The following is a 26,010-nucleotide window of genomic DNA, read 5'->3' on the forward strand; positions in this document are numbered from 1 at the left end:
TCTCTCTTGTTTTCATCGCTAAAAAGTATTTTTTCGTTTTTAAAAAACTTTGAAAACGCCTTATTACGAGCATGTAGAAACTTAACTATAAGTACATTATGCGACATAACTTTGGCCATTTAAGGATTTTTGCCATTTTCTCACCCTTGCTATTTCTTCCAAAAAAGCCTTAATTTGGCTTAAAGTTTCGTTTTCTTTCTTTACTCTATTATTTATTGATGATTTCCCGAAATACCTTTAAAACCGTTGTTCTAGGCGGAGGTGAAAGTGGTGTAGGCGCAGCATTGCTCGCCCAAGCCAAAGGATTTGATGTTTTTTTATCAGACAAAGGCACTTTATCTGAAGAATATCGTAATATCCTCAATGTCCATGACATTGATTTTGAAGAAGGGAAACATACAGAGGAACGAATCTTGGCTGCTGATGAGGTCATTAAAAGTCCAGGAATTCCCGATACGGCTCCGTTGGTCAAAAAGTTATATGCTCAGGGAACACCCGTTATTTCAGAAATAGAATTCGCTGCACGGTATACGAAAGCAAGAAAAATCGCGATAACGGGTAGTAATGGAAAAACTACCACCACCTTACTCACCTATCATTTACTGAAGTCAGCGGGCTTTAATGTGGGCCTCGCGGGCAATATCGGCGAAAGCTTTGCCAAACAGGTAATCGAAGATAAATTTGATTGGTTTGTGCTAGAATTAAGCAGCTTCCAATTAGACAACATGTACCAATTCAAAGCAGATATTGGTATATTGTTAAACATTACCCCTGACCACTTGGACCGGTACGAGTATACTTTTCAGAAATACGTCGATTCTAAGTTTCGGTTACTTCAAAATATGCAACCGAGCGACGATTTTATCTATTTTGTTGATAATGAAGCCATCGCTTCTGAATTAGACAAGAAACCGTTCATGGTGAACCACTTACCCATTTCTTTCGTAAAAAAGGATAGCAATGGCGGTTTTTTTCATGAAGGAAAATTGTATCTGACACGCCATCCCCGTACTTTTGAGATAAGCGCGAATGAATTACCGATTAAAGGTCCTCATAATGCCATCAATGCCATGGCGGCAACGTTGGCAGCTATGGCGGCAGGAGTAAGTGATGAACAAATTCGGCAGGGTCTGTTGACATTTCAAAACGCGGCTCATCGGCTTGAGCCCGTCGCAGACATCAACGGCATCAAGTTCATCAATGATTCAAAAGCCACCAATGTAGACTCGGTTTATTACGCACTTAACAGTTTTGATACCCCAATTATTTGGATTGCTGGCGGAGTAGATAAAGGCAACGATTATACCCAAATCGAAGACTTAGTTCGTCAGAAAGTAAAAGCCCTTATCTGTCTGGGCAAAGACAATAGCAAACTTCTCTCGTTTTTTACCCCTATCGTTCCTGTAATCATTGAGACACAGGACGTAAGTAAAGCTGTAGCTCATGCTGTTTCGTTAGGCCATCCTGACGACGTAGCGTTGTTATCGCCCGCTTGCGCCAGTTTCGATTTGTTCAAAAATTACGAAGACCGCGGCGATTTATTCAAAGCGGCCGTTCTGGATTTTGCAATTAATTCCCAAAAAAACGATGAATAACGAGATGAATGCGCCCCAACCCCAGTCTACCTCCCCATTTGACCGTTGGCAAAACGCCAAGGAATGGCTTCGTCAAAACCTGAAAGGGGATATCGTCATTTGGATTATTGTAGCACTGTTGTCCCTTGCTAGTATGCTTATTGTGTACAGCGCAACGGGAACGCTTGCTTATCAGCGGGGTGGCGGCTATCCAGAATCTTTTCTGTTTAAACACGCCTTTTTTACGGGAATCGGCTTATTGGTTATGTGGGGCGTTCATCGTATCAATTATACCTATTTCTCGCGGTTATCGCGGGCTGCCCTCCTGATTTCCATCCCTTTATTGATTCTGGTAAAAGTAGCGGGGGTTACCATCAACGGCGCTACTCGTTGGTTGGCAATTCCAGGCACTGGCTTAACCTTTCAGCCCGCCGACTTTGCTCGTTTGGCGCTGATTGCCAATCTGGCAGCAATGCTTGCCAAACGTCAGCGCGTGCAATATGACTGGCAGATTTTCGGAAAAATGATTTTGTGGGTTGGGATTATCTGTTTTTTTATTGCTCTTACCAGTACCTCTACGGCCGTTTTGTTGGGATTCTCGTGCTTTTTGATGCTATACATTGGCCGTGTACCAGGCAAATATTTAGCCGTGATGGTCGTTTCTATTGGCATTGCGGGGGCAACAGGTCTTGTGGTAGGCCAACGCCTTGATACCGCTCAGGGACGTATCGAGCGATTTCTCAAACGTGATGAGTATCAAGCTAAGCAAGGTTTTATTGCCATCGCCAATGGCGGAACGCTCGGACAAGGACTCGGAAAAAGTCACCAACGGAACTACCTTACCCAAGCCTATTCTGACTTTATATACGCCATTATTATTGAAGAATACGGCATTATCGGAGGAATTATTATCATGATTTTGTATGCTATTTTGCTGGTGCGTGGAGTCCAAAACATCAATGAAACCAATCGAGCTTTCGGCGGGCTGCTCTCCGCAGGGCTAATGTTAAGTATTGGATTACAAGCATTTACAAATATGGCAGTAGCCGTAGGGATTTTCCCAGTCACCGGCCAACCGTTGCCTTTATTAAGCATGGGGGGAACCTCCGTTTTATTTACCTGTATCTCACTCGGAATTGTACTGAGTGTAAGCAGAGGTGATATTGAAGAAACAAATTTATAAGGCTTGAGAAGTGATAACGGGGTATCTCCCAATTTATCAAATTTTCATCCTTCTGGTCATAAAAACGTATGATAAAGAAAGTAATCATCAGCGGAGGTGGTACTGGTGGACACATCTACCCAGCCATTGCTATTGCCAATGCACTCAAAGCCATTGACCCTACCATTCAAATTTTGTTTGTAGGGGCTTTGGGGAAAATGGAAATGGAAAAAGTCCCCAAAGCAGGATACGAAATCATTGGCTTACCGATTGCAGGAATCAAACGAGAGCTTTCGGTTGATAACTTATCATTTCCCCTCAAACTCACGCGCAGTTTATTGAAAGCGCGTAGTATTATTAAAAGTTTTAAACCCGATGTAGCCATTGGCGTTGGCGGATTTGCCAGTGGGCCACTGTTGATGGTGGCCTCGTTGTTGGGAATCCCAACCTTAATTCAGGAACAGAATTCATATGCTGGTATTACTAACAAATTACTTGCAAAACGCGCTAAAGCCATTTGTGTAGCTTATCCAAACATGGACTCGTTTTTTCCAAAAAACAAGCTCAAAATGACTGGAAACCCCGTTAGAAGCGACATTTTGGATGTAACCCACAAACGCACACAGGCTTATGCCCATTTTGGGCTGCAACCCAACCACAAAACGCTCCTTGTGATTGGGGGAAGTCTCGGCGCCAAGACAATCAATGAAAGTATTGAAGCTGGATTAAAATTACTGATTAATTCAGGATACCAAGTTCTTTGGCAAACAGGAAAACCCTATGCTGAAAAAGCCGCAAACGCAATAAACTCACTGAAAACGCCTTACGCTAAGTCCTTTGATTTTATCTATGAAATGGATTTAGCCTACGCGTTGGCCGATGTTGTGGTTTCAAGAGCAGGCGCTTTGTCCGTATCGGAGCTGTGCTTAGTGGCCAAGCCCGCTATTTTGGTTCCTTTCCCATATGCCTCCGAAGACCACCAGACCAAAAATGCGATGAGTTTGGTAGAGCAAAATGCCGCCCTTTTGATTAAAGACAAAGATGCTCCCGAAGAACTTGTACAAACAGCCCTGCGATTATTACAAGACACTGAAAAACAACAGACTTTGAGTCAAAACATCAAAAAGCTGGGCAAACCCAATGCTGCAAAAGAAATTGCTGAAACGGTTTTAGGACTTATCTAACACTTAATTACAGGTCGTTTATACCACTATAAGAATCAACAGAAGGATGCAAATTACAGACTATAAATATATTTATTTCCTCGGTATCGGAGGTATTGGAATGAGTGCGTTGGCGCGTTGGTTCGGCGTGAATGGATTTGAGGTAGCTGGCTACGACCGTACACAAACGCACTTGACCGATACGCTCCATGCAGAAGGTATCTCTGTACATTTTGAAGATTCGGTAGAGTTAATACCTGCTGCTTTTTTACAAAATCCAGCCCAAACACTCGTTGTTTTCACACCTGCTATTCCAAAAAATCATTCTGAATACAACTATCTGAAAGACAATGGATTTACCCTACAAAAACGTTCTCAGGTGCTGGGCCTGATAGCTGGGGGGATGTTTACGATTGGGGTAGCAGGAACGCACGGCAAAACCACAACCTCCTCAATGACTGCGCATCTACTTCGTCATTCAGGAGTAAACTGTGCGGCATTTTTAGGAGGAATAACGCAAAATTATGGTACCAATATGCTGCTCAACGCGCCTACCGCGCAGCTCAGCCAAGTACCCTGCGTGGTGGAAGCAGACGAGTTTGACCGGTCTTTTTTGACTTTATTTCCAGATATAGCCATTGTGACCTCCACCGACGCCGATCATTTAGATATTTATGGAAGCCACGATTCTGTTCTGGAATCTTTTTCAGCCTATGTAAGTCAAATCAAGCCCAACGGTCGTCTATTTATGAAAAAAGGGTTGACGTTAGCTGATAAAACGAAGGCAAAAGTCGAAGAATACAGTTTGAACGAAGGCGCCTACCATGCCCAAAATATTCGAATCGAAAATGCCTGTTTTGTCTTTGACGTTGTTCATCCAGAAGGAATAATCAGCGATATCACTCTACAAGTACCCGGTTTCCACAACGTAGAAAATGCCGTGGCTGCCTCGGCGGTTGGCCTCGCCCTCGGCCTATCAGGGGACCAAATCCGTGCCGCTATCCAAACTTTCGGCGGAGTAAAAAGGCGTTTTGAGTATTATTTAAAAACAGGCCAGAAAGTCCTGATAGATGACTATGCACATCACCCCGCCGAGGTGCATGCATTTTTATCCTCTTTGAAAGCGCTTTACCCCAATCGGCAGGTGACGGCAATTTTTCAACCGCACTTATACAGCCGTACGCGTGATTTTGCCAACGAATTTGCAGAAAGTTTATCCCTAGCCGACAATGTGATTCTTTTGGATATTTATCCAGCCCGAGAATTACCGATTGAAGGGGTAAGTTCTGATTTAATTTTTGATAAAATCACAAGTGACAAAATCCAATGTTTGAAGTCAAGCTTAATTGATGTCCTCAAAAATCGTCCTTTAGATGTAGTGGCTACGATTGGTGCTGGCGATATTGATTCTTACATTGAATCCATCAAAAAAGTTTTAGAAGGAATATCCGAGTAATTTTAAAAAACTGATTTTTAGTAATTTAAAATTATAAACTACTAAATCGACACCTGTATGAAACGCTTGATTTGGGTCGTTCTTGGAATATTCATTATTGGGCTTATTGTTTTTTTTGTCGAGTTTCAACAAAAAAGTAAGCGCTGTAAGGGAATTATTGTGAAATTAGATGAAAAAGCAGAGTATCCTTTTTTTAATGAACAGGACATTAAAGATTTGATTACGCTTAAGGGGGTTGATAACATAGAGGGAATGAATTTTTCAGAAATAAACCTAAAAGGTTTAGAAAAAAGGGTTATGAAGAACCGCTTGATAAATAATTGTCAGGTGTTTCGAGATTTATCTGGAAATTTGGTCGTATCTATAGTGCAGCAACGACCTGTCGGGCGTCTAATTTCAATATCTGACACAGACCAACAACTAAATGCCTCGCAGGGGGGATACCTAACCGAGACGGGCGAAATAGTCCCATTATCAGGACGTTTTGCCGCACGTACCGTGTTAGTATCTGGTGATTTTTTTAATAAAAAACAAAATTTAACCTCCCAAAAAGGAAAGCAACTGATTGACTTTTTGAAAGCACTTCAGAAAAAACCGTTTTGGAAAGCACAAGTAGCTGAAGTAATTGTGTCAAATGACAGTGAATTAACCCTTATTCCTCAGGTAGGACAGCACCAGATTGATTTTGGTTTGCCCGAGGATTTTGAGGTAAAATTTGAAAAGTTAAAGATATTTTATAAAAATATTTTACCCCTGAAAGGTTGGGAAAAATATAAACGCGTTAGTGTTAAGTTTAGAAATCAAATTGTGTGTGAGTAAAACCCTAACTCAGTATGTCAGATAATGTTATTTTTTTAGGAATTGACATCGGCAGTACCAAAGTTGCTGCGATTTTGGCTAAGCCAAAGACCCACAACAACCATACCATGCTCGAAGTAGTAGGGATCGGTTCGGCACGTAACGAAGGGGTATATAGGGGAATTATCAACAACCCCGTAAAGACAAAAGAAGCAATCAGGCAAGCGTTGGAAATAGCGGCAAGAAAGGCAGAAAGACCTGATTTACTTAATTACCCCTTGACGGCCACCGTCAACGTAAGCGGGACACATTTGGAAACAATGTCGGAAACAGGCTCAGTTACCTGCAAATCTGCCTCTGTCAAAGGGGAAGATGTAGCAGTGTTGTTTGAGGATATGCAACAAACCTACGACTCCGATTCCAACCAAATTATCCACCTCTTACCGCTTAAATTCGCGGTTGGAGAGCAACACGAAATCGACGACCCAGTAGGCCATATCGGTCTGAAACTCAGTGGAGATTTTAAGATTATAACCGCCAAAAAAACGGCTTTATATCAAATCAAAGACTCCCTCCAAAAAGCTAATATTCAAGTCGACAATGAAGATGGCTTTGCAGCATCGCCCCTTGCCTCAGGTCTGGCTGTTCTGACAGAAGACCATAAAAATTTAGGGGTCGTGTTGGTAGATATTGGCGGCGGTACTACAGATATTGCCATTTATCACGAAGGTCTATTGCGCCACACGGTTGTTCTTCCTTTTGGCGGCAACCATATTACGAATGATATTCGGGAAGGCTGCCATCTGACACAGGAAAGTGCCGAAGAAGCAAAAACCACGTTGAGCGAAACAAATCCCAACGCCTGTAGCCTGAATACCCTGTTAGTAGTTCCCACTGCCGACGGTATTCCGCCGATTGAGATTGTAGCACGAAACATTGTTCTTATTGCACGGGCTCGTCTACGTGAAATCGCGGCTTTGGTCTTTGCTGAAGTAAAAAAAGCTGGCTACGAACATAAGTTGAGAGCAGGCGTCGTTTTGACTGGTGGTACTGCAAAAATCAACGGAATTGATTCTATTTTCAGAGAAGTGACAGGAATGTACGTCCAAATTGGAAAACCACAGAATTTAGAGCGAATCAACGGCCCATTACATGATTCGTTAATGAATGACCCTGCTTTTGCCACCGCCCTTGGATTGGCATGGTCGAGTATCAAACCGTTAGATAAAAGAGTGGTAAAAAGAAGTAAAACAGAGAAAGAACAAGAAAAAAAGAAAACAGGAGGGCTTTGGGGTAGTTTTGGAATTAAAGACCTGAAAATCAAGGATGTAGGCACATTTATATGGAAAGGTCTAATGCAAGATGATATGGCGGGGAAAGATTCTTACTAACACCAAAAATTTAATTTCGACCTCACCAATTGTTTCTCATTAAAAAATTATGGTTTTTGCAAGAAAAAACGTTTTTGACCACGGCTACGAGTACGTCATGGAAAATTCAAAACATTCAGAAGACGCACCGATTATCAAAGTAATTGGGGTAGGTGGGGGAGGTAGCAACGCCGTAAACCACATGCATGTGAAGGGTATTAAGGATGTCGGCTTTGTGGTATGCAATACCGACAAACAAGCCCTCATGCGCAGCACCATTGAAAATAAAATTCAATTGGGCGCTGACTTGCTGAAGGGACTCGGAGCGGGAACTGATTCAGCTACTGGACGAAAAGCGGCCGAAGAAAGCATTGAATACATCCGACAACTAATGCAACCACCCACTCAGATGGTATTTATTACCGCAGGGATGGGTGGTGGTACAGGTACAGGAGCTGCCCCTGTTATTGCGCAAGTAGCCAAAGAAATGGGTATGCTTACCGTGGCAGTTGTCACGGCTCCTTATAGCCACGAAGGGCGCAGTAAAAAGAACCAAGCACTTGAAGGAATCAATGCTCTAAAAAAGCACTGTGACACAGTTCTTGTCATTTTGAACGATGAATTAGCTAAGTTATACGGAAAATTGCCCATTTTACGGGCCTATGAGCACGCTGATAATATTTTATCTAATGCCGTGAAAAGCATTGCGGAGATTATCACGGTTCATGGGAGTGTAAACTCCGACTTCATGGACGTGAAAAAAGTACTTGAAAATGCAGGTACTTCGGTGATGAGTTCGGCTTCGGCCTCGGGCGAAAACCGTGCAGAATTGGCAATTGAAGCGGCTTTAAACTCTCCATTGCTCAATAACCGAGATATTCGCGGCGCTCAAAAAATTCTTATCACCCTTGCTTCAAGTACGGATGAAGAATACATGGCTACCCTTGATGAGCAAATGGCCATCACAAATTACATCGAAAGTCTCATTGGTGATGAAGCTGATATGTGTAAAGTGGGGGTTATTTTTGATGACACCCTCAAAGAACAACTCCTTGTTACGGTCATAGCCGCAGGCTTTGAAGACTCACATTTGCCTTTTAACTACGATTCTACAGGTTTTAAATCCATAAAAAAAGAGACTCCTCCAGTTGCGGAGCCTCCCAAACCGCCCGTTTCTGGAGTTGTAATAGACCGCCCTCAAGAAGGTACGTTGGAGACATCTACCCCAACAACGGCTTTTAATCCACCAGCGCCACCCAAACAAGAAATTAAGGTTGAAGTGAAGCCAACTGTTTCTCAAACGGTTGATTCGCCAGTGGTGCAAGAACCAAGCAAGCCTGAATACCAAGAAACGAATCAAGCCGCTAGTAAGCAACCTTTTATTGACAATCCAGAGCCACACGAGGATCCTTCTATTTTGCGGCAACTTGTTCAGGATATTACTAAAGGTAAGTATTCTGCAAGCGAACTCGAAAGGCCTGCTTATTTGCGTCAAAACGTGGTTTTACATCATAAACCCGCGCTACCTGAAGAAGCTTTTATTCCCATTAAATTGGACAAGCATAAGCGTTAAGAACTCCATGCTTTCACAAATAAAAAAAGATTTACAACAACTAGGCAGCCCCGAAAAGGCTGCCTTTCTTTGTCGCTTTTTCAAAACGGGAAAAGGCCAGTATGGCGAAGGGGATGTATTTATGGGAATTACAATGCCCGAAATCAGAGAAATCGTAAAAAAATACCCCACCCTAACCATCGAAGAATGGACAGAACTGCTTCACAGCCCTTACCATGAATTTCGAATGGCGGCATTGATTGGGCTCATGAAACGGTTTCAAAAGTCAAAAAAGGACGAAACAGCCCAACATATTATTTTTGAAATCTATTTATCAAACCTCGATTACATCAATAATTGGGATTTGGTTGATGTCACTTGTCGAGATATTATTGGAGCTTATCTGTTAAATAAAGACAGGAGCATTTTATACGATTTAGCTCAGCATCCCCACCTTTGGGCCCAACGCGTAGCGATTGTGTCAACTTGGTATTTTATTTCACGAAATCAATTTTCCGATACGATTCGAATTGCCGAAATTCTTCTTACGCATACCCATGACCTTATTCATAAGGCCGTAGGCTGGATGCTTCGGGAAGTGGGTAAACGTGATGAATTAGTGCTGGAAGAGTTTTTGGATACCCATGTAAAACAAATGCCCCGTACCGCTTTGCGCTACGCAATTGAGCGTTTTCCAGAATCCAAACGCAAGTATTATTTAACTCTTTGATGCATAGATAAATTTCTTAGTATCTTTGAGGCCGCTTTTGCGGCAGTTTTTGCGTTATTCGTTATTATTTTGCTGTAAATGAAGCATTTAACACCTCTAACGCTAGACTGTATATTTTAAACTGTTAACTGCTGACTTTTTATGTCTTGGTTTACCAGAAAAGAGAGAGGCATTCAAACGCCCACAGAAATGAAACGCGAAGCCCCTGACGGGCTTTGGTACCAGTGTCCTAGTTGCAAGCATGTGATGCATACACGAGAGCATAAACTCAATGCATACACCTGCGTAAAATGCAATTATCACGAAAAAATCGGTTCAGAAGCGTACTTCAGTATCTTATTTGACGAAGCCGAATACACTGAACTCGATGCCGATATGATTTCAGGAGATCCTCTTGAATTTGAAGACACTAAAAAATATCCGGACCGTATTCGTGATACTGTTAAAAAAACGGGCCTGAAAGATGCTGTACGTACCGCCTACGGCAAAATGGACGATATTGACATTGTGGTAAGCTGTATGGACTTTAACTTTATAGGCGGCTCAATGGGCTCGGTTGTAGGGGAGAAGATTGCGCGCGGAATCGACCATGCATTACAAAACAGAAAGCCGTTTCTGATGATTTCACGGTCGGGAGGTGCGCGGATGATGGAAGCAGGATATTCATTGATGCAAATGGCCAAAACATCAGCTAAATTGGCGCTGTTGTCAGAAGCCAAACTACCGTATATTTCTCTATTGACCGACCCCACAACGGGGGGAGTGACGGCTTCTTACGCCATGTTAGGTGATTTTAACATCGCAGAACCAGGTGCTCTTATCGGTTTTGCTGGTCCGCGTGTTATTCGTGAAACCATCGGAAAAGATCTTCCTAAAGGGTTTCAAAGCGCTGAATTTGTATTGGAGCACGGCTTTTTAGACTTTATTGTTGATCGAAAAGATTTAAAAGATAAATTGGCAAGTCTGTTGCGAATGCTGCAATAATTGATTTTTATGCCAAAGGCCGCAATAACAGAAGATGTAGTTGCGGCCTTTTTGCTTTTTATGCACTTTTTCATTTGAAATCATGCGCCTTGTTTCCCATCCTGTTTTATGCAATTACTACGTGACGTACCGTTGTAACGCCACCTGTAGCTTTTGTGATATATGGGAAAGACCATCGCCTTATGTTACGTTAGAAAATGCCAAAGCCAATTTTGAAGCGCTCAAAAAACTTGGGGTAAAGGTGGTTGATTTTACGGGAGGGGAGCCTCTTCTCCACCGTCAATTGGATGAGCTTCTCAGAGCCGCAAAAAAAGCAGGGTTATTAACTACCGTCACCTCCAACGGGTTGCTTTATCCCAAATACGCTCATAAACTGCGCGGACTGATTGACATGCTCCATTTTTCACTCGACTCCCCTGATCAGGAAGAGCATGATTCATCAAGAGGGGTAAAGTGCTTTGATAAAGTGATGGAGTCTATTCAAATTGCAAAATCATTGAATGAGCGTCCAGATATTTTATTTACGGTTTTTGAAAACAATATCCATCAAATTGAGCAGTTGTGGAAAGACATTTGTCTGCCCAATGATTTGGTATTGATATTGAATCCTGTTTTTGAATATAACAATGTGGGTTCTCAATTATCCTCTTCGGCGCTGCAAGAATTACGAAACTGGGGTAAAAAGCGCAATATTTATTTAAATGACGCTTTTATTCAACTCAGGATTGACGGGGGCAACCACGTGGATAATCCAGTCTGCCTAGCTGGCAGCACAACCATTGTCATTTCTCCCGAAAATAAGCTGGTGCTTCCCTGCTATCATTTAGGGTTAAAAGAATTCCCTATCGAAAATCAATTGGAAGAACTGTACCGGTCAGAAGAAGTTCAAAAATTGATTGCTCTTGAAGGCCGTCTTCCTGCTTGTGAAGGTTGTGCCATCAACTGCTACATGCAGCCTTCCTTTGCCGTAGAAATCAACAAATACTGGTGGAAAGCCCTTCCGAGTACGCTTAAATACAACTTCATCAAAGGTACCTGGAAACAGTTATTTTGAATCTTACCGTTCAGTTCCCTAATTTTGCAAATCTTTACTGGTTTTCAGGTAGTTATTAATTAAATATCTGGAAGTCATTTCTTCTATTTTACCTACATAAAATGATTCAATTTTTTATTGAAGATGTGGACTTTAAAGTTCCACAATCCCGCAAAACCAAATCTTGGCTTCAGAGCATCATTAAAGCAGAGGGCTTTTCGCTGAACCAACTCAACTATATTTTTTGTTCTGATGAATACCTTCTTAACGTAAATCGACAATACCTTGACCATGACTTTTATACCGATATTATCACTTTTGATAATAGCGAAGAAGAGGCGGTTGTCGAAGGAGATATATTCATTAGCATAGACCGAGTAAAAGACAATGCTCAAGAACTCAATAAGCCTTTCGAAGAAGAGCTTCGCCGTGTTTTAGCGCATGGCATTTTACATTTAGTTGGTTATGATGACAAGGAGGATGAACAGGAACATGAAATGAGAGCAAAAGAAGATTTTTACCTAACTTCCCCATAACTTACTATATATCAATACAATAACAAATGCTTCACGTGGAACGTTTTGACGATTTTCACAAAAACACGTGAAACAAACAAAAATCACAACATTTAAAACGAAAAATACATGTTTCCAAAATATGATGTTATTGTGGTTGGGGCAGGCCATGCAGGATGTGAAGCGGCGGCAGCAGCAGCAAACATGGGGTCCAAAGTTTTGCTCATTACAATGAACATGCACACTATTGCGCAAATGTCATGTAACCCCGCAATGGGGGGCGTTGCCAAGGGACAAATCGTAAGAGAAATAGATGCACTTGGTGGACAGTCTGGAATCATCAGCGACAAAACAATGATTCAATTCAGAATGCTCAACCGTTCAAAGGGGCCCGCTATGTGGTCGCCAAGATGCCAAAGCGATCGTATGCGTTTTGCAGAAGAATGGCGAATGACACTTGAACAAACGCCCAATGTGGATTTTTGGCAAGACACCGTTCGTGAACTTATTGTCAAAAATGGGGTAGTAGCAGGAATAAAAACAAGCCTCGGAATGGAAATCCAAAGCAAATCAGTAGTCTTGACAAATGGTACTTTTTTGAATGGATTGATCCATATTGGAGAAAAAAACTTTGGGGGTGGAAGGGTAGGTGAGAAGTCAGCAACAGGAATAACGGAGCAATTGATTGAATTAGGCTTTGAATCGGGGCGAATGAAAACAGGAACACCACCACGCATTGATGGGCGCTCGTTGGATTATACCCGTATGGAAGAGCAGCCTGGGGACGAGAATCCCGCTAAATTTTCGTACACCACCACCCCAAAACTTGAACACCAACGAAGCTGTTGGATTACCTACACCAACGAAGAAGTTCACGCTGCGTTACGCACAGGGTTTGACAAATCACCCATGTTTTCGGGTCGTATCAAAGGCTTGGGACCTCGTTACTGTCCATCGGTTGAAGATAAAATCAACCGATTTGCCGACAAAGACAGACATCAGATTTTTGTGGAACCAGAAGGATGGAACACCGTTGAAATTTACGTGAACGGTTTTTCTACATCTCTTCCAGAGGATGTTCAATACAAGGCACTACGATTGATTCCTGGGTTTGAGAATGCAAAAATGTTTCGTCCTGGCTACGCCATAGAATACGATTATTTCCCACCTACTCAGTTAAAATTAACCCTCGAAACCCACCTTATCAAGAATCTGTTTTTTGCAGGACAAATCAACGGAACAACGGGTTATGAAGAAGCTGCATGTCAAGGATTAATTGCGGGTATAAACGCTCATCAAAATACTCATGAGTTGGAGCCATTCGTTTTAAAACGCTCAGAAGCCTACATTGGCGTATTGGTAGACGACCTCGTCAATAAAGGGACCGACGAGCCTTATCGGATGTTTACTTCAAGAGCAGAATACCGTACTCTTTTACGGCAAGATAATGCAGACATTCGTCTTACAGAAAAGGGGTATAAACTCGGACTCGCGGCTGAATCCCGTCTCCAACGCGTTCGTGAAAAAGTGGCTAATACTGAGTTGATTTTAAAAGAACTCAAAACCATCAAAGCCCAACCCGAAGAAATAAACGAACAACTAGCGCAATTGGGCACTGCAACAATTCGGGAAAAACAACCCTTATATCAGTTGCTAAAACGACCCGATATTGAGATAGATGACATCAAGAATCTAAGGGGCTCCTTTGCAGGTTTCCTGAATCAATTCGATGAAGAAGCCTTGGAGCAAGCTATGATTACGGTGAAATACGAAAGCTACATTGAGAAAGAATACCTCATGGTAGAAAAGATGAATAGATTAGAGGACCTTGAAATCATCCCAAATTTTGACTACGACCGCGTATCGGCTCTGTCATTTGAAGGGCGTCAAAAACTCAAAAGCCTCCGTCCAGGTACGCTTGGGCAAGCATCCAGAATAAGCGGCGTCAGTCCGTCGGATGTATCAGTATTGATGATTTACTTGGGAAGATAAATACAGACATGTCGTTAAAAGATGTTAATAAAAGGTGGCCTTGACGGCCACCTTTTATTTTTGCAATACACCCCTAAATTTAACTTGAGGATTTAAAAGATGTTAATTTGCAAAGGCTTTAAAACCATTCATTCGTTGTATCAAAACAATCACACTTGTATAACATAAAAAAACTGTCTGCTAAAAGCATGATAAAGATAACTTACAAACCAGTTCTACATTCTCGCCATCACCTAATGAGAAATTTTCCATTCTACATTATACTCTATATCTTGGTAACCTCCTGCGCTCAGCCCATTTCTCCTACGGGAGGAAAGAGGGACACCGTACCACCAAACCTTATATCAAGCATCCCCGACAATAAGCAAACAAATTACAAAGGGCGTACAGTTGACTTAGAGTTTGACGAATACATTGTCGCGGAAAATTTACAGCAAAAACTCCTAATTACTCCCGATGCAGGGGAGTATGATTTTAAGGCTAGGCCAACGGGACTACAAATCAAATTTAAAAAATCACTTGACACGGCCACCACTTATTCCCTTTCCTTTGGCGATGCCATCAAAGATTTCAGCGAAAAAAATCCAGCCCGAAACCTTCGCGTTGTATTCAGTACGGGTGTAGGTATTGACTCTGCATCTGTCGGTGGGCAGGTAAAAGATTTACTCTCGGATAAGCCATTATTGGATGTATTGGTAGGCCTGTACCCAAATTCAGACACCCTGAATATTGAAAAAATGAAGCCAAGCTACTTCACACGTTCGGATAGCGCAGGCCGATACAGCATTGAAAATATTCGCCCGAATAAGTACAAACTATTTGCTTTTGACGATAAAAACCGCTCTTTAAGCTATAATCCAAGGGCCGAAAAAATCGCGTATTTAAGGGATAGCATCACAATTGTTGACTCTACGCAAATCTCAGGCGTTTCATTAAGGCTGTTTATGGCCAATAATACCCCCGCAAAAGTGCGAAATACGCAGCCTAGGGCCAATTATTACTCCATAAACTACGATAAAGGATTCCTTGAATACAAAGTAAAATTTAACAATCCAGAAGACTCAATTCCGCACTTTCAGGCGGGGACTAACGAGTTGAAGTTCTATAATACAAAGAATCGCAAGGACACCCTTGTAGCCAAAATAACGATTGTGGATTCCGTAGGATTGACCTTTGAACATACCCAAAAAATAAAATTTAGGGAAGCTAGGGGAGGAGGGAAGAACGCCGATACCAACCGTGAACCCTTTGAGATGAAGACAAATTTTCCCGATAACGGCGAAATAGAGCCTCGAAATTTTGCGCTAAAATTAACCTTTAATAAACCCGTAGCCGAAGCAAGGCTTAATCAAATACAGATTATTAGCGATAGCACAAAAGCCGAAGTTATCAAAATTACGGATTTTACATGGGCCAATAATCACGCTATTCTTTCACTTTCTCGACCTATTCTAGCCCGTCGAGAACTCAAAGTAATCATTCCCAAAGCCACTTTTTTTAGCGTAGAAAACGATACAATCCCTGCTAAAATTTATAAGCTCCCCATCATGGATGAAGAAAACTACGGCACATTGGAAGGTGAAATAAAAGGGGCTAAAAGTAAGTTTATCGTTGAACTGCTCGACGATAAGTTTGAAGTAGTTAAGTCAATCAGTAACAAAACTCCTTATGTTTTTTCCTATCTAAAACCCGCTACGTACACGCTGCGCATTATTGTGGATGAAAATGGAAACGGACAATGGGATACGGGTGATGTAAAAGCCAATAAACTAGCCGAACCAGTGTTTTTTCACAACGAAGCCGTTAAAGTGAAGAAAAACTTTGTAATGAGTGGTATAGACATCGACTTATCCACAAAATAATCCACATCATTCACACTCTGTGGAAAAGCTATTATATAGTTTGGTTCACTTTTTGACATAATGTAAAAAGTAGCTAGGTAGGTTTTAGGTTGTGAAACACCGATTTCACAAAAAACAGAATTGTGAGGAAAAGATGTGAATAAGTATGTGGATAACCAATAAAGATGTTTATAGGTAAGTGGATAAGTGGTGGAAAAACGTGTAGATAACATTTGGATAATGTGGAGAACTATTTATCAACAATACAAATGTGGGAATGTACCCCGATTTCCCACATCATTTCAAGCCGTTTTAAACATGTTAAAATGTGGAAAAATAATCATCCACAACGTGAACAAAATTATCCACAATCCACGACAAATTGTGAATAGTTGCAGATATGCCTGAAAAACAGTAATTTCAGTTGTGGATAAAAATAAAACGACGTGGATAAACCTACTACTTATACACATTTACGTTTTAACAATAAGTGGATAACGCGGGGATAACTTTCTTATCCACTTATCCCCGGTGCTAATGGATTATAATAGTTTAAAAATTAAATATATTATTATTAAAATGGGTGCAAGAAAAATGTGTACAACTCCGTATCGTTTGTGGATACTGTTTATTGGGGTCATTTTACTTTTGGTGTCTACACAAAGCCACGCCCAAAGTGATGCCGACTTAGCAGATGCATACTTTCAAAAAGGTGAGTGTGAAAAAGTAGCCCCACTCTATCAAAAAGTTTTGCGAAAAGATTTCAACAAAATCTATTTGCGGAGGTATGTGGGTTGTATGGTCAAACTCAAAAGTTTTGACGAAGCTGAAAAATTCTTTAAACGTCAGCAGAAATCGGATGAAAATGTGGGATACCTCTATACACTTTACTGGGGGCGAATGTTGGAGCAGATGGGGCAAGCAGCGCCCGCCGCTCAAAAATACCAAGAGAGTATTGCCCAAATACCTCCAAAAGATTTGAATGCATTCAAAGAATTAGCTGATGAATTTAGAGAAATAGATAATACGGATGCCGCCATCAACTCTCTGTTGAAAGCTAGAGATGTGGCCAAAAATGATAATTTGTTTAAAATGGAATTGGCGGCTTTGTACGCTCAAACTGGAAAAACAGAGCAGATGATTGAAGAATTGCTGAGCTTGGGCGTGGCGATTCAAAGCAAGGAAGTGATTCAAAACTATTTTCAAGATTTTCTGCGGGAAGAAAAAGATCAGGCAAAATTTGAAAAGATTCTGTACGAAAAAATCCAACGCCAGCCCAACGAGCCTTTCTTTGCCGAAATGCTGATTTGGTTTTTGACCCAAAAAAAACAGTTCAGTAAAGCTTTCATTCAAGAAAGGGCGTTGGATAGACGGTTTAAATACAACGGGACAAAAGTATTTGATTTAGGAAATTTGGCGCTACAAAACAAAGATTACCCGGCAGCCATTCAGTCTTTTGAATATGTCGTGAAAGATTATCCACAAGGACAACTCTATCCTTATGCCCGACGGATGATGATTGTGGCGCGAGAAGAACAAGTAAAAAATACATTTCCCGTGGAAATTACGTCGGTGAGACGCTTGATTGAAGATTATAAAAAGTTGTTGGGAGAACTTGGCCAAAACAACCGTACGCTTGAAGCGATGCGAAGTATGGCAAGTCTGTACGCTTTTTACTTGAATGAAAAAGATAGCGCCACCGTCATCTTGCAGAATGCCGTGAAAATAGGCCGGGCAGAAAGCGATTTTGTGGATAAATGCAAATTGGACTTGGGTGATATTTTTCTCTTAAAAAATGAACCATGGGAGTCGACACTGTTGTATTCGCAAGTTGAAAAATCGCAGAAAGAAACCCCGCTTGGCTACGAAGCCAAACTCCGCAATGCCCGACAATTTTATTATACAGGTGATTTTGAGTTATCAAAAGCCTTATTGGACATCCTGAAAATGGCCACAACGAGAGAAATTGCCAACGACGCAGGAGCACTGAGCTTATTGATTCAGGATAACACGGGTTTAGATACCTCAGAAGACGCGATGAAGGAATATGCAGCCATCGACTTGCTTCTTTATCAAAATCAAACACAGCTAGCGCTAGACCGCTTAGACGGGATGTTTGTAAGGTACAAAGATCACCCGCTTGCCGATGAAATTCTGTGGCTGAAAGCTCGGACCTACGCTAAAATGGGAGAAAATCAAAAAGCAGTGGATAACTTGCAGGTAATTGTGGATAAGTTTTCGACCGACATCTTGGGCGATGATGCCCTTTTTATGATGGCAGAATTGTATCAGAATCGCTTTAAAGACAAAGACAAGTCAATGGAGTTGTACCAGAAAATGCTCGAAAAATACCCCGCAAGTATCTATGCTGCCGATGCTAGAAAACGTTTCAGACAACTGCGTGGCGATACGCTTTAAAAATCGGTAATAAAAGATAGAGCAATCAATTTAGGGTGAAATGGCAAAAGTATCGTTAAAGGAAATATTGTTGGCAATCGGCATAATAGCCAGCTTGAATTCATGCTATACCTCAAAAATTTATATCGTACGCCATGCCGAGCGATTAGACGACAGCGCAGATACGCCATTGTCAGAAGGTGGACATCAGCGTGCAAAGGCATTGTCGGATAGCCTGTACAACAAAGGAATTGACTACATTTTTGTTAGTAAATACCAACGAAATCGCCAAACAGCACAACCTTTAACGGAACGTTTGGGGAAACAATATGAGATTTATGAACCCAAACCTGTCAGTGTCATTGTAGAACGGTTGGAAAAAATAAAAGGGAAAAATACCTTGGTTGTCGGCCACAGCGACACCATTTTAGAAATAGCACAAGGATTAGGTACGAAGCCGTCTATTCCTAAAATTGCACATGAAGATTATGATAATTTGTTGGTGGTGACAGTCAACAAAGGGGTGTTCGGAAAGAAAGTTACTTTGCAAGAAAAAACGTACGGCCAAAAAACACTTCCGTGAATTTTGGCCGTAAATATTTGATAATGAGTCGGTTATCTTAGTTTTAGAGTAACTAATGTAGCAATTGCTAAAATAATACCTACAATCCAGAAACGGGCCACAATTTTGGCTTCATGATAACCTTTTTTCTGAAAATGGTGGTGCAAAGGTGACATCAGAAAAATACGTTTGCCTTCTCCGAACTTCTTCTTGGTATACTTGAAATAACTCACCTGTAAAATAACGGAGACAAGTTCGACCAGAAAGATGCCGCACATGATAGGAATTAATAATTCCTTGCGCACAGCCAGTGATATAACCGCAATCACTCCCCCAAGCATCAAACTACCCGTATCTCCCATAAAAACCTGTGCAGGGTAAGAGTTATACCACAAAAAGCCCACACAAGCCCCCACAAACGCCGCAATAAATATAACCAACTCACCAGAGTTGGGAATGTACATGATATTGAGGTACTGCGAGAATTTGGCGTTTCCAGAGATGTAGGCTAAAACTCCAAGTGTCAGGGCAATAATGATGGATGTTCCTGCCGCCAAACCATCAATTCCATCCGTAATATTTGCCCCATTTGATACCGCTGTAATGATAAAAACGGCTACAATGGTATAAATTATCCATGTATAACTATCTGGTAATAAGCCGAATAATAGTGAGGAGTAATCAAACTCGTTGTTTTTTATAAAAGGTAAAGTAGTGATTGTCGGATTGATGACATCTGTATAACGCTGTACTTCACCAATGGCCGAACTGATAAGTGGCTTATCGTATTGCCTGATTTTAACATGTTGATTGAAAGATAAAGTAATCCCGACAATTAGCCCCAATCCTACCTGACCTACAACTTTAAACTTGCCTTGTAGCCCCTCTTTATTATTTTTAAATTTCTTTATGTAATCGTCCAAGAAACCAATAAGGCCAGTCCAAACGGCGGTAATCAGCAGGAGAACAATGTATACATTGGATAATTTGGCAAACAATAAGGCAGGAATAAGCAAGGAAGCCAAGATAATAAACCCGCCCATGGTAGGAGTCCCTTTTTTTTCCATTTGACCTTGAAGGCCCAAATCGCGGATTGTCTCCCCAATTTGTTGGTTGCGGAGAAAATTAATGATACGTCCCCCAAAAATCGCGGCAATCAATAATGAGGTGATGGTAGCACCAAGGGCTCTAAATGAAATATATTGGAAAACTCCGGCACCTGGGAAGTTGAATTCTTTGTCTAAATAAGAAAATAGGTAGTAAAGCATGATAGAATTTGTTTAGGCGTAAAGCCAAAATTGCCTATACGTGGCACGTTGGTGGCAAGTATAGGCAATTTTACTAAAATTCTAAAAAAAGAATGTGGAATTAATCATTTAAATGAAAAGCCCACTTTACTTCGTCGTAGTTACCCATATTCACTGGTATTTTCTTTGCTAATGAATTAGGAATCAGTACATAGCGATATTTTTGTTCTTCTGCGGGTGTAAATTTTCCTTTCAGTCCAATCGTTACTATACGCAGTTGGGAGGATTTAGGAACGGTATAGTCATAGCGTATTTCGGCGGTTGAGGTGTTTGTTGTAAATGGTAAAGGGCGGATGTTATCACCAATTTTTGAATAGACATATAACTGACTTTTTTCTAGTAGGTCATTGGTAAGTCGGTATTGATTAATTTCACAGGCTCTTGCGGGAAGTCCAAAAACACTGGTTGCAACCCATTGATCTGCGGCCACCCACTCAGAGGTAATAATATTAAAATTATCGAAATTGGCGAGTTGAGGGGGCGGTTGTACTTCATTAAAACTGGTACAATTAAGAACCCAAGCTAAAGACACTGAAATGGTTAAAGTTAAAACTGCAAATTTATATATATGCTTCATACGAGTGGGAAACTGATGATAAACAAGTACTTAGGTTTATAACCTTAGCGAAAAGGGTCTATCAAAAGTTATGCCAATCTTGAAGTAGATACCAGATTGCTTTTTTAAAAGCGGTGCCTGACCTGTAATTTTAGTTCTGAACGATGTGAAGCATCGATTTCATCAACATAAGAACTCAGTGTTTTTTGATTGGGCATATCGGTACGTGCAAATCGAATCCAAATATCGGTGCGAGCATGGGGAGTGTATCTAATAAGGAGAAAATTACGGAAACCATAGTCATAATAAGCAGGCATAGAAACGGCATAAAGTACGTCACGCTCAACGGCATATTGCCTAGAATCATAACTGTCGGTATTATAAATTGACAATCGAAGCAATGCCGAAATCTTGCCGAAATCAGCGTTTATTTCTTGTAACATCATCCAGCCTTTGTCTACTTTGAAATCTTTGTAGGCAAATGTGCTTCCTTGAAGACGGGTTCGAAAAGACCAAATTTTAGAGGCGTTGTACTCAGTATTCAAGATAAGTTGATGTCGATTAGTGTTGGTTACGAATTTCTGTTTGGATAGTTTAGAGGCAATATTGTGTTCTTTTTGTTCTTGTCGATAAATAGCGTAAAAAGCCCATTTTTTGCTGGGAGTCCATGTTCCCTGCACTAAAAAATCATAGCCGTAGGTGGGTTTCTTATCCACTAAATATCGAAACCACGGAAATCGATAAACATCAACATAAGCCCCAGCTTTAAGTTTCTTATGAATTGTATACTTACCGCCGATGTATACACCAGTTTCGTTGCTGTTACGGCTGCTTTCGCTAAACGCGTTTGAATAGAAGCTATGAAAGTTTTTATCAAAATGTCGAAATAAAAACGTCGCATCCCAACGTTTGCTAATACTGGCCAGAAGTCCTGCCACTGCCCCTACCCCGCCGCTTTGGGAACGTGCAACCTCGGCAAAAAGATTATAATTATGCCAAAGATAGTTGCCATGAACACCCGTTAAGAGATTCTGTATTCCTTTAAATTCATACTCATTCCGAACCGCCACTGCACGTTGAAGCGGCTGGCTAAAGTGGGTAAAAAGCATCGTACCGCCAATTTCTCCGCGAGGAAATTGATACAGTAAATGCGCTCCCGCATTTTGTTCAACGACATTGGCGCGGATGGCCAGCTCATTTGGAATACGGTGTAAACCATCAGTTTGTAAAGTACTGATTACCTCCTCGCCCGTCAAGTCGTTGGAAATACTTACGCTGCCGCTTCGACGTACTCTCGAATACAAAGCCGTTAATTGAAGCCTTTTGGTCAATGTATACGTGAAGGAAGTACCTCGAAAAAAGCCTGATTCTGTAACAGAAGAATAGGGCCGCGCACCTGTGGTAGGTCGTCGAATGGTATAAACGGTTTCCATGCCTTTTCCCAAAGAAAAACCCGCTGAGAAAATTAGTCCTTGCCCGATTTGTAGTTGATAATCACCGACAACGAGGTTTTTGATACGTCCTCTATTTTGTATTTGTGCATGAAAAGAGATAAAATCTGGCCCGTAACGGTGTTGAGAAGGTTGCCATCGAAAGGCTTCACCTTCATCTTTTTCCAGGGTAAAACCAAGACTAAAATTTCTACTTTTGCTATACCGATACCGGGCGTACCATTGTGTAGAACTTCCTTCAAAGCGTTGAGGCACCCCATCCCGCGAAATTGGAACATCGTTGGTAAAACCCCGTTTTTGTTCCAATGATTGTTCGGTTCTAATTAATAAATAGTGGTCGGTTGGATTCGTCAAATCGTTCCATAACAGTTTATTGTCAGGAATGACCGTAACAAAGGGCAGTATTTTATAAATCGTTGGCAAGTCGAATGTAGGAATGGCTTGCAACTCATAAATGGAGACCAACTTCCCTAATTGCTCACGATAGGCAAAAAAGCTATTTATTTGACGTTCATTAAGAAGATAAGTCGAGGATAAGTCGTCTCTGGTGCAGGTATTAAGGTCAAGCGGAGTGGTATATAGTTGAATCAGATTTTCGTATACTTCATTGTAGTTTAGGTCTTCTGACTGAATCGGAAGCAAATTTTGAACCACTGAATTAGGGTCAATTTCTCGTCGACGAAACTCCTGGGCGTGTGTTTGAGATGTTGAATAAGTAAAAAATAGTATGCTAACAATTGGCATACATAAATAGCTTACAATCAATCTATTGGTTACAAATAGGGCCATAAGCTAACAAATTGTAGTGAATAGACTCAATGCCTGTACATTCTCCTGCTTTGTTATTTGGAAGCTATTTTAGCCTGAAAGTCACGCTAATACTGGTTAATTATAAATATGTAAGCGATATTTAAGGTGTTTTCTTGAAAATGTACAATTTTTTTTCTTTCTTCGCTTCTCATTACCCACCTTAATAAATAACCCACAATGCCAAACGTTTATCAAGACGCTGTTGTAACGAAGTATAATATCTTCAACAGCTTGTTCCTGAGTCTACCGTTTCATGACATTTTTCGAACAGGAACACTCTTACCACTGCTTGTTCAGGCCAGCGAAGAGGGATTTGAAGCAGGAAACAGCCCGCAACAAATCATTGAGTCTTTTTTTGAAGAATATACCGAACATGCAACCGAGCACGAAAGGCGAGATATGCTTTTCAATTTTATCAAATTTATTGAGCGTCAGGTAGTTTTGTTTGATTCTGTAGAAGACGCTGGTTTTGACCAAACGCACGATTTGAATGGCCCAGGCTCCATTACGCAACTTCTGAACCGTGTAGACAGTGATGACCTGCGTGAAAAACTGCTCAAAAAATTGGATGATTTTTGCGTGAGAATCGTTTTGACGGCCCACCCTACCCAGTTTTATCCAGGAAAAGTATTGGGTATTATCACCGATTTAGAGGAAGCCATCAAGGACAATGATTTTGTAACGGTCAATAATTTGCTCCTTCAATTGGGCAAGACAGGGTTTATCAATAAAAATAAACCGACGCCTTTTGATGAAGCCTTGACGTTGGGATGGTTTTTGGAGAATGTGTTCTACGAAGCGATTCCCGCCATTATGAAAAAACTATTGAAAGGGCTTAATTTCCCCATCAATAAATGGCAGCACACTGAGCTTTTCCGGTTAGGTTTTTGGCCGGGTGGAGACCGTGATGGCAACCCGTTTGTCACTTCTGATGTGACCTTGCAAGTAGCCGACCGCCTGCGACAGATTCTGCTTAAATGTTATTGGCGTGATATAAAATACCTAAAGCGCCGGTTAACTTTTGATGGTGTGGAGGATTTTATTGCTACCGCAGAGAGAAAAGTTAATAATGCTATTTATTATCCTGAGCAGGAACATTATGCCACCGCCGAAGAATTGCTCAGTGATTTACAACAAGCCAGAGAAGTTCTGGTAAAACACCACGACAGCTTCTTTGTGGATTCGCTTGATGATACCATTCTAAAAATTAAACTGTTTGGATTCTTTTTTGCGAGTTTAGATATTCGTCAAGTAAGCCCAAAACATTCTTTGGCGTGGGAAGAAGTATTGACCAAAATTGAGAAACAGGTACCCGTATTTACGTATACCGATTATCAAAGTTGGGACGAAAAACGTAAAATAGACTTTTTGCTTTCGTTGCAGGTAGAGTTGACTGAGTCTGATTTCCATGACCCTATCACGCAGGATATTTACGGTTCAATGTTAGCGATTCGTGAAATACAGCGCCGCAACGGAGAATCAGGGGCACATCGTTATGTAATCAGTAACTGCGCCAGTGCTTTAAACGTGGTAGAAGTATTGGCGTTGATGAAAAACGTCTGGAAAACGACCGAAATCGGTGTTGACATTGTTCCGTTGTTTGAAACTGTCGACGATTTGGCGGGCGCGGCCGATGTAATGAAGCAATTGTTTGAGAACAAATATTACCGTGAACACTTGGCCCGACGTGGAAATCAGCAAACCATCATGGTTGGATTTTCGGACGGAACGAAAGACGGAGGCTACCTGCGCGCTAACTGGTCAATTTTTACGGCTAAAGAACAATTGACCAAAATCTCGCGTGAGTACGACGTCAAAGTTACCTTCTTCGACGGTCGCGGAGGCCCTCCAGGCCGTGGGGGTGGAAACAACCATGCATTCTATGCGTCGTTGGGTAAAGACATCGAAGACAAAGAAATTCAGCTGACCGTTCAGGGACAAACCATTAGTTCAAATTATGGAACTGTTCCAACAGCTATGTACAATCTGGAGCGATTGTTTACGGCGGGGCTTGAAAATCATCTTTTTATGGCTAAAAACACCAAAGACCAGCTTTCTGATGCCGATAAGGCCCTAATGGAAGAACTGGCTAACGTGGCGTATGAAGCCTACTTAGGATTGAAAAACCATAAGACGTTTGTACCGTATTTGGAGAAAATAACGCCGCTTCGTTTTTACGGACAAACCAAAATTGGGAGCCGCCCCGATAAACGCGGCAGTGGCGGTGGACTCAAATTTGAGGATTTACGGGCTATTCCGTTTGTAGGCTCATGGGCACAAATGAAGCAAAATGTTCCAGGTTTTTACGGATTTGGTTCTGCCCTCGAAACATTGAAGAAAAACGGTAAAATGGACGCGTTAAAGAAGTTATACAAGCGTTCGCTGTTCGTACGTACGCTCGTTGAAAACTCCATGCAATCACTGATGAAGGCGTATTATCCCGCTACAAAATACCTCAAGGAAAATCCTGAATTTAGTACGCTTTGGAACATGATGTTTGAAGAATACGAGCGAAGCATCAATCTGATGCTGGAGTTTTCGGGCGAAAAAGAATTGATGAATCAGAATCCCGTCACAAAAGAGTCCATCATTGTACGTGAGCGTATTGTATTGCCGCTGATGACGATTCAACAATATGCCCTCCAAAAGCTTCAATCGGCAGATTTACCTGCGGCAGAAGTGGATGTTTACAGTAAGTTGGTGATGCGTGCCATGTTTGGAATCATCAACGCCGCGCGGAATTCGGCGTAGTTAGTA

At 41.4% G+C, this 26,010-nt stretch carries 19 protein-coding genes; 16 read left to right on the forward strand and 3 right to left on the reverse strand.

What is annotated here, in order from left to right; genetic code table 11:
- The first annotated feature begins 218 nt into the window (after positions 1-218).
- The 15 genes from murD (at position 219) to NCI00_RS17750 (ending at position 19,150) form a co-directional block, all read left to right on the forward strand.
- The gene (gene murD / locus NCI00_RS17680) at positions 219-1,595 is read left to right on the forward strand and encodes a UDP-N-acetylmuramoyl-L-alanine--D-glutamate ligase (protein WP_253529690.1); all 1,377 of its coding nucleotides are present in this window, start codon (positions 219-221) and stop codon (positions 1,593-1,595) included.
- Positions 1,588-2,757, forward strand: a complete 1,170-nt coding sequence (locus NCI00_RS17685) for an FtsW/RodA/SpoVE family cell cycle protein (RefSeq protein WP_253529691.1) — start codon at positions 1,588-1,590, stop codon at positions 2,755-2,757. The genes murD and NCI00_RS17685 overlap by 8 nt, the downstream gene beginning before the upstream one ends.
- Positions 2,758-2,825: 68 nt before the next feature.
- Complete coding sequence (gene murG, locus NCI00_RS17690; RefSeq protein WP_166558263.1) at positions 2,826-3,920, forward strand: undecaprenyldiphospho-muramoylpentapeptide beta-N-acetylglucosaminyltransferase; 1,095 nt, start codon at positions 2,826-2,828, stop codon at positions 3,918-3,920.
- A 46-nt stretch (positions 3,921-3,966) separates the two neighbouring features.
- Complete coding sequence (gene murC, locus NCI00_RS17695; protein ID WP_253529692.1) at positions 3,967-5,355, forward strand: UDP-N-acetylmuramate--L-alanine ligase; 1,389 nt, start codon at positions 3,967-3,969, stop codon at positions 5,353-5,355.
- A gap of 57 nt (positions 5,356-5,412) precedes the next feature.
- The gene (locus NCI00_RS17700; RefSeq protein WP_253529693.1) at positions 5,413-6,174 is read left to right on the forward strand and encodes a cell division protein FtsQ/DivIB; all 762 of its coding nucleotides are present in this window, start codon (positions 5,413-5,415) and stop codon (positions 6,172-6,174) included.
- A 14-nt stretch (positions 6,175-6,188) separates the two neighbouring features.
- Entirely contained in the window at positions 6,189-7,544 is a 1,356-nt protein-coding gene (gene ftsA / locus NCI00_RS17705) for a cell division protein FtsA (RefSeq protein ID WP_166558260.1), read from the forward strand.
- A 49-nt stretch (positions 7,545-7,593) separates the two neighbouring features.
- Positions 7,594-9,096, forward strand: coding sequence for a cell division protein FtsZ (gene ftsZ / locus NCI00_RS17710; protein ID WP_253529695.1), 1,503 nt, complete (start codon positions 7,594-7,596; stop codon positions 9,094-9,096).
- 7 nt (positions 9,097-9,103) lie between these two features.
- The gene (locus tag NCI00_RS17715) at positions 9,104-9,805 is read left to right on the forward strand and encodes a DNA alkylation repair protein (protein ID WP_253529697.1); all 702 of its coding nucleotides are present in this window, start codon (positions 9,104-9,106) and stop codon (positions 9,803-9,805) included.
- 141 nt (positions 9,806-9,946) lie between these two features.
- Positions 9,947-10,789, forward strand: coding sequence for an acetyl-CoA carboxylase, carboxyltransferase subunit beta (accD, locus tag NCI00_RS17720; RefSeq protein ID WP_253529699.1), 843 nt, complete (start codon positions 9,947-9,949; stop codon positions 10,787-10,789).
- An 82-nt stretch (positions 10,790-10,871) separates the two neighbouring features.
- Positions 10,872-11,843: a radical SAM protein gene (locus tag NCI00_RS17725; RefSeq protein ID WP_253529703.1), complete on the forward strand. Its 972-nt coding sequence runs from the start codon at positions 10,872-10,874 to the stop codon at positions 11,841-11,843.
- A 101-nt stretch (positions 11,844-11,944) separates the two neighbouring features.
- The gene (gene ybeY / locus NCI00_RS17730) at positions 11,945-12,358 is read left to right on the forward strand and encodes an rRNA maturation RNase YbeY (protein WP_253529705.1); all 414 of its coding nucleotides are present in this window, start codon (positions 11,945-11,947) and stop codon (positions 12,356-12,358) included.
- A gap of 108 nt (positions 12,359-12,466) precedes the next feature.
- On the forward strand, positions 12,467-14,329 hold the full coding sequence (gene mnmG, locus NCI00_RS17735; RefSeq protein ID WP_253529707.1) for a tRNA uridine-5-carboxymethylaminomethyl(34) synthesis enzyme MnmG: 1,863 nt from the start codon (positions 12,467-12,469) through the stop codon (positions 14,327-14,329).
- Between the two features lie 236 nt (positions 14,330-14,565).
- The gene (locus tag NCI00_RS17740; RefSeq protein WP_253529709.1) at positions 14,566-16,191 is read left to right on the forward strand and encodes an Ig-like domain-containing domain; all 1,626 of its coding nucleotides are present in this window, start codon (positions 14,566-14,568) and stop codon (positions 16,189-16,191) included.
- A 558-nt stretch (positions 16,192-16,749) separates the two neighbouring features.
- Positions 16,750-18,588: a tetratricopeptide repeat protein gene (locus NCI00_RS17745; RefSeq protein ID WP_253529711.1), complete on the forward strand. Its 1,839-nt coding sequence runs from the start codon at positions 16,750-16,752 to the stop codon at positions 18,586-18,588.
- Between the two features lie 40 nt (positions 18,589-18,628).
- The gene (locus NCI00_RS17750; protein WP_253529713.1) at positions 18,629-19,150 is read left to right on the forward strand and encodes a phosphoglycerate mutase family protein; all 522 of its coding nucleotides are present in this window, start codon (positions 18,629-18,631) and stop codon (positions 19,148-19,150) included.
- Between the two features lie 32 nt (positions 19,151-19,182).
- On the opposite strand, the gene mraY is transcribed toward NCI00_RS17750, so the two are convergent.
- The 3 genes from mraY to NCI00_RS17765 form a co-directional block, all read right to left on the reverse strand.
- Positions 19,183-20,397: a phospho-N-acetylmuramoyl-pentapeptide-transferase gene (gene mraY, locus NCI00_RS17755; RefSeq protein WP_114068227.1), complete on the reverse strand. Its 1,215-nt coding sequence runs from the start codon at positions 20,395-20,397 to the stop codon at positions 19,183-19,185.
- Positions 20,398-20,497: 100 nt separating this feature from the next.
- Complete coding sequence (locus NCI00_RS17760) at positions 20,498-21,013, reverse strand: hypothetical protein (RefSeq protein ID WP_253529715.1); 516 nt, start codon at positions 21,011-21,013, stop codon at positions 20,498-20,500.
- Positions 21,014-21,117: 104 nt separating this feature from the next.
- Entirely contained in the window at positions 21,118-23,187 is a 2,070-nt protein-coding gene (locus NCI00_RS17765; protein ID WP_253529719.1) for a ComEA family DNA-binding protein, read from the reverse strand.
- A 243-nt stretch (positions 23,188-23,430) separates the two neighbouring features.
- Between NCI00_RS17765 and NCI00_RS17770 the strand changes: the two genes are divergently transcribed.
- Complete coding sequence (locus tag NCI00_RS17770) at positions 23,431-26,004, forward strand: phosphoenolpyruvate carboxylase (protein WP_253529720.1); 2,574 nt, start codon at positions 23,431-23,433, stop codon at positions 26,002-26,004.
- Positions 26,005-26,010: the final 6 nt, after the last annotated feature.

Origin of the sequence: Runella salmonicolor (assembly GCF_024158025.1) — a bacterium.
GTDB classification, from domain to species: Bacteria; Bacteroidota; Bacteroidia; order Cytophagales; family Spirosomataceae; genus Runella; species Runella salmonicolor.

Excerpts from the sequence above, each read along its gene's own strand:
- murD (WP_253529690.1), top strand. The coding sequence starts at position 219 with ATGATTTCCCGAAATACCTTTAAAACCGTTGTTCTAGGCGGAGGTGAA.
- NCI00_RS17685 (WP_253529691.1), top strand. The coding sequence starts at position 1,588 with ATGAATAACGAGATGAATGCGCCCCAACCCCAGTCTACCTCCCCATTT.
- murG (WP_166558263.1), top strand. The coding sequence starts at position 2,826 with ATGATAAAGAAAGTAATCATCAGCGGAGGTGGTACTGGTGGACACATC.
- murC (WP_253529692.1), top strand. The coding sequence starts at position 3,967 with ATGCAAATTACAGACTATAAATATATTTATTTCCTCGGTATCGGAGGT.
- NCI00_RS17700 (WP_253529693.1), top strand. The coding sequence starts at position 5,413 with ATGAAACGCTTGATTTGGGTCGTTCTTGGAATATTCATTATTGGGCTT.
- ftsA (WP_166558260.1), top strand. The coding sequence starts at position 6,189 with ATGTCAGATAATGTTATTTTTTTAGGAATTGACATCGGCAGTACCAAA.
- ftsZ (WP_253529695.1), top strand. The coding sequence starts at position 7,594 with ATGGTTTTTGCAAGAAAAAACGTTTTTGACCACGGCTACGAGTACGTC.
- NCI00_RS17715 (WP_253529697.1), top strand. The coding sequence starts at position 9,104 with ATGCTTTCACAAATAAAAAAAGATTTACAACAACTAGGCAGCCCCGAA.
- accD (WP_253529699.1), top strand. The coding sequence starts at position 9,947 with ATGTCTTGGTTTACCAGAAAAGAGAGAGGCATTCAAACGCCCACAGAA.
- NCI00_RS17725 (WP_253529703.1), top strand. The coding sequence starts at position 10,872 with ATGCGCCTTGTTTCCCATCCTGTTTTATGCAATTACTACGTGACGTAC.
- ybeY (WP_253529705.1), top strand. The coding sequence starts at position 11,945 with ATGATTCAATTTTTTATTGAAGATGTGGACTTTAAAGTTCCACAATCC.
- mnmG (WP_253529707.1), top strand. The coding sequence starts at position 12,467 with ATGTTTCCAAAATATGATGTTATTGTGGTTGGGGCAGGCCATGCAGGA.
- NCI00_RS17740 (WP_253529709.1), top strand. The coding sequence starts at position 14,566 with ATGAGAAATTTTCCATTCTACATTATACTCTATATCTTGGTAACCTCC.
- NCI00_RS17745 (WP_253529711.1), top strand. The coding sequence starts at position 16,750 with ATGGGTGCAAGAAAAATGTGTACAACTCCGTATCGTTTGTGGATACTG.
- NCI00_RS17750 (WP_253529713.1), top strand. The coding sequence starts at position 18,629 with ATGGCAAAAGTATCGTTAAAGGAAATATTGTTGGCAATCGGCATAATA.
- mraY (WP_114068227.1), bottom strand. The coding sequence starts at position 20,397 with ATGCTTTACTACCTATTTTCTTATTTAGACAAAGAATTCAACTTCCCA.
- NCI00_RS17760 (WP_253529715.1), bottom strand. The coding sequence starts at position 21,013 with ATGAAGCATATATATAAATTTGCAGTTTTAACTTTAACCATTTCAGTG.
- NCI00_RS17765 (WP_253529719.1), bottom strand. The coding sequence starts at position 23,187 with ATGCCAATTGTTAGCATACTATTTTTTACTTATTCAACATCTCAAACA.
- NCI00_RS17770 (WP_253529720.1), top strand. The coding sequence starts at position 23,431 with ATGCCAAACGTTTATCAAGACGCTGTTGTAACGAAGTATAATATCTTC.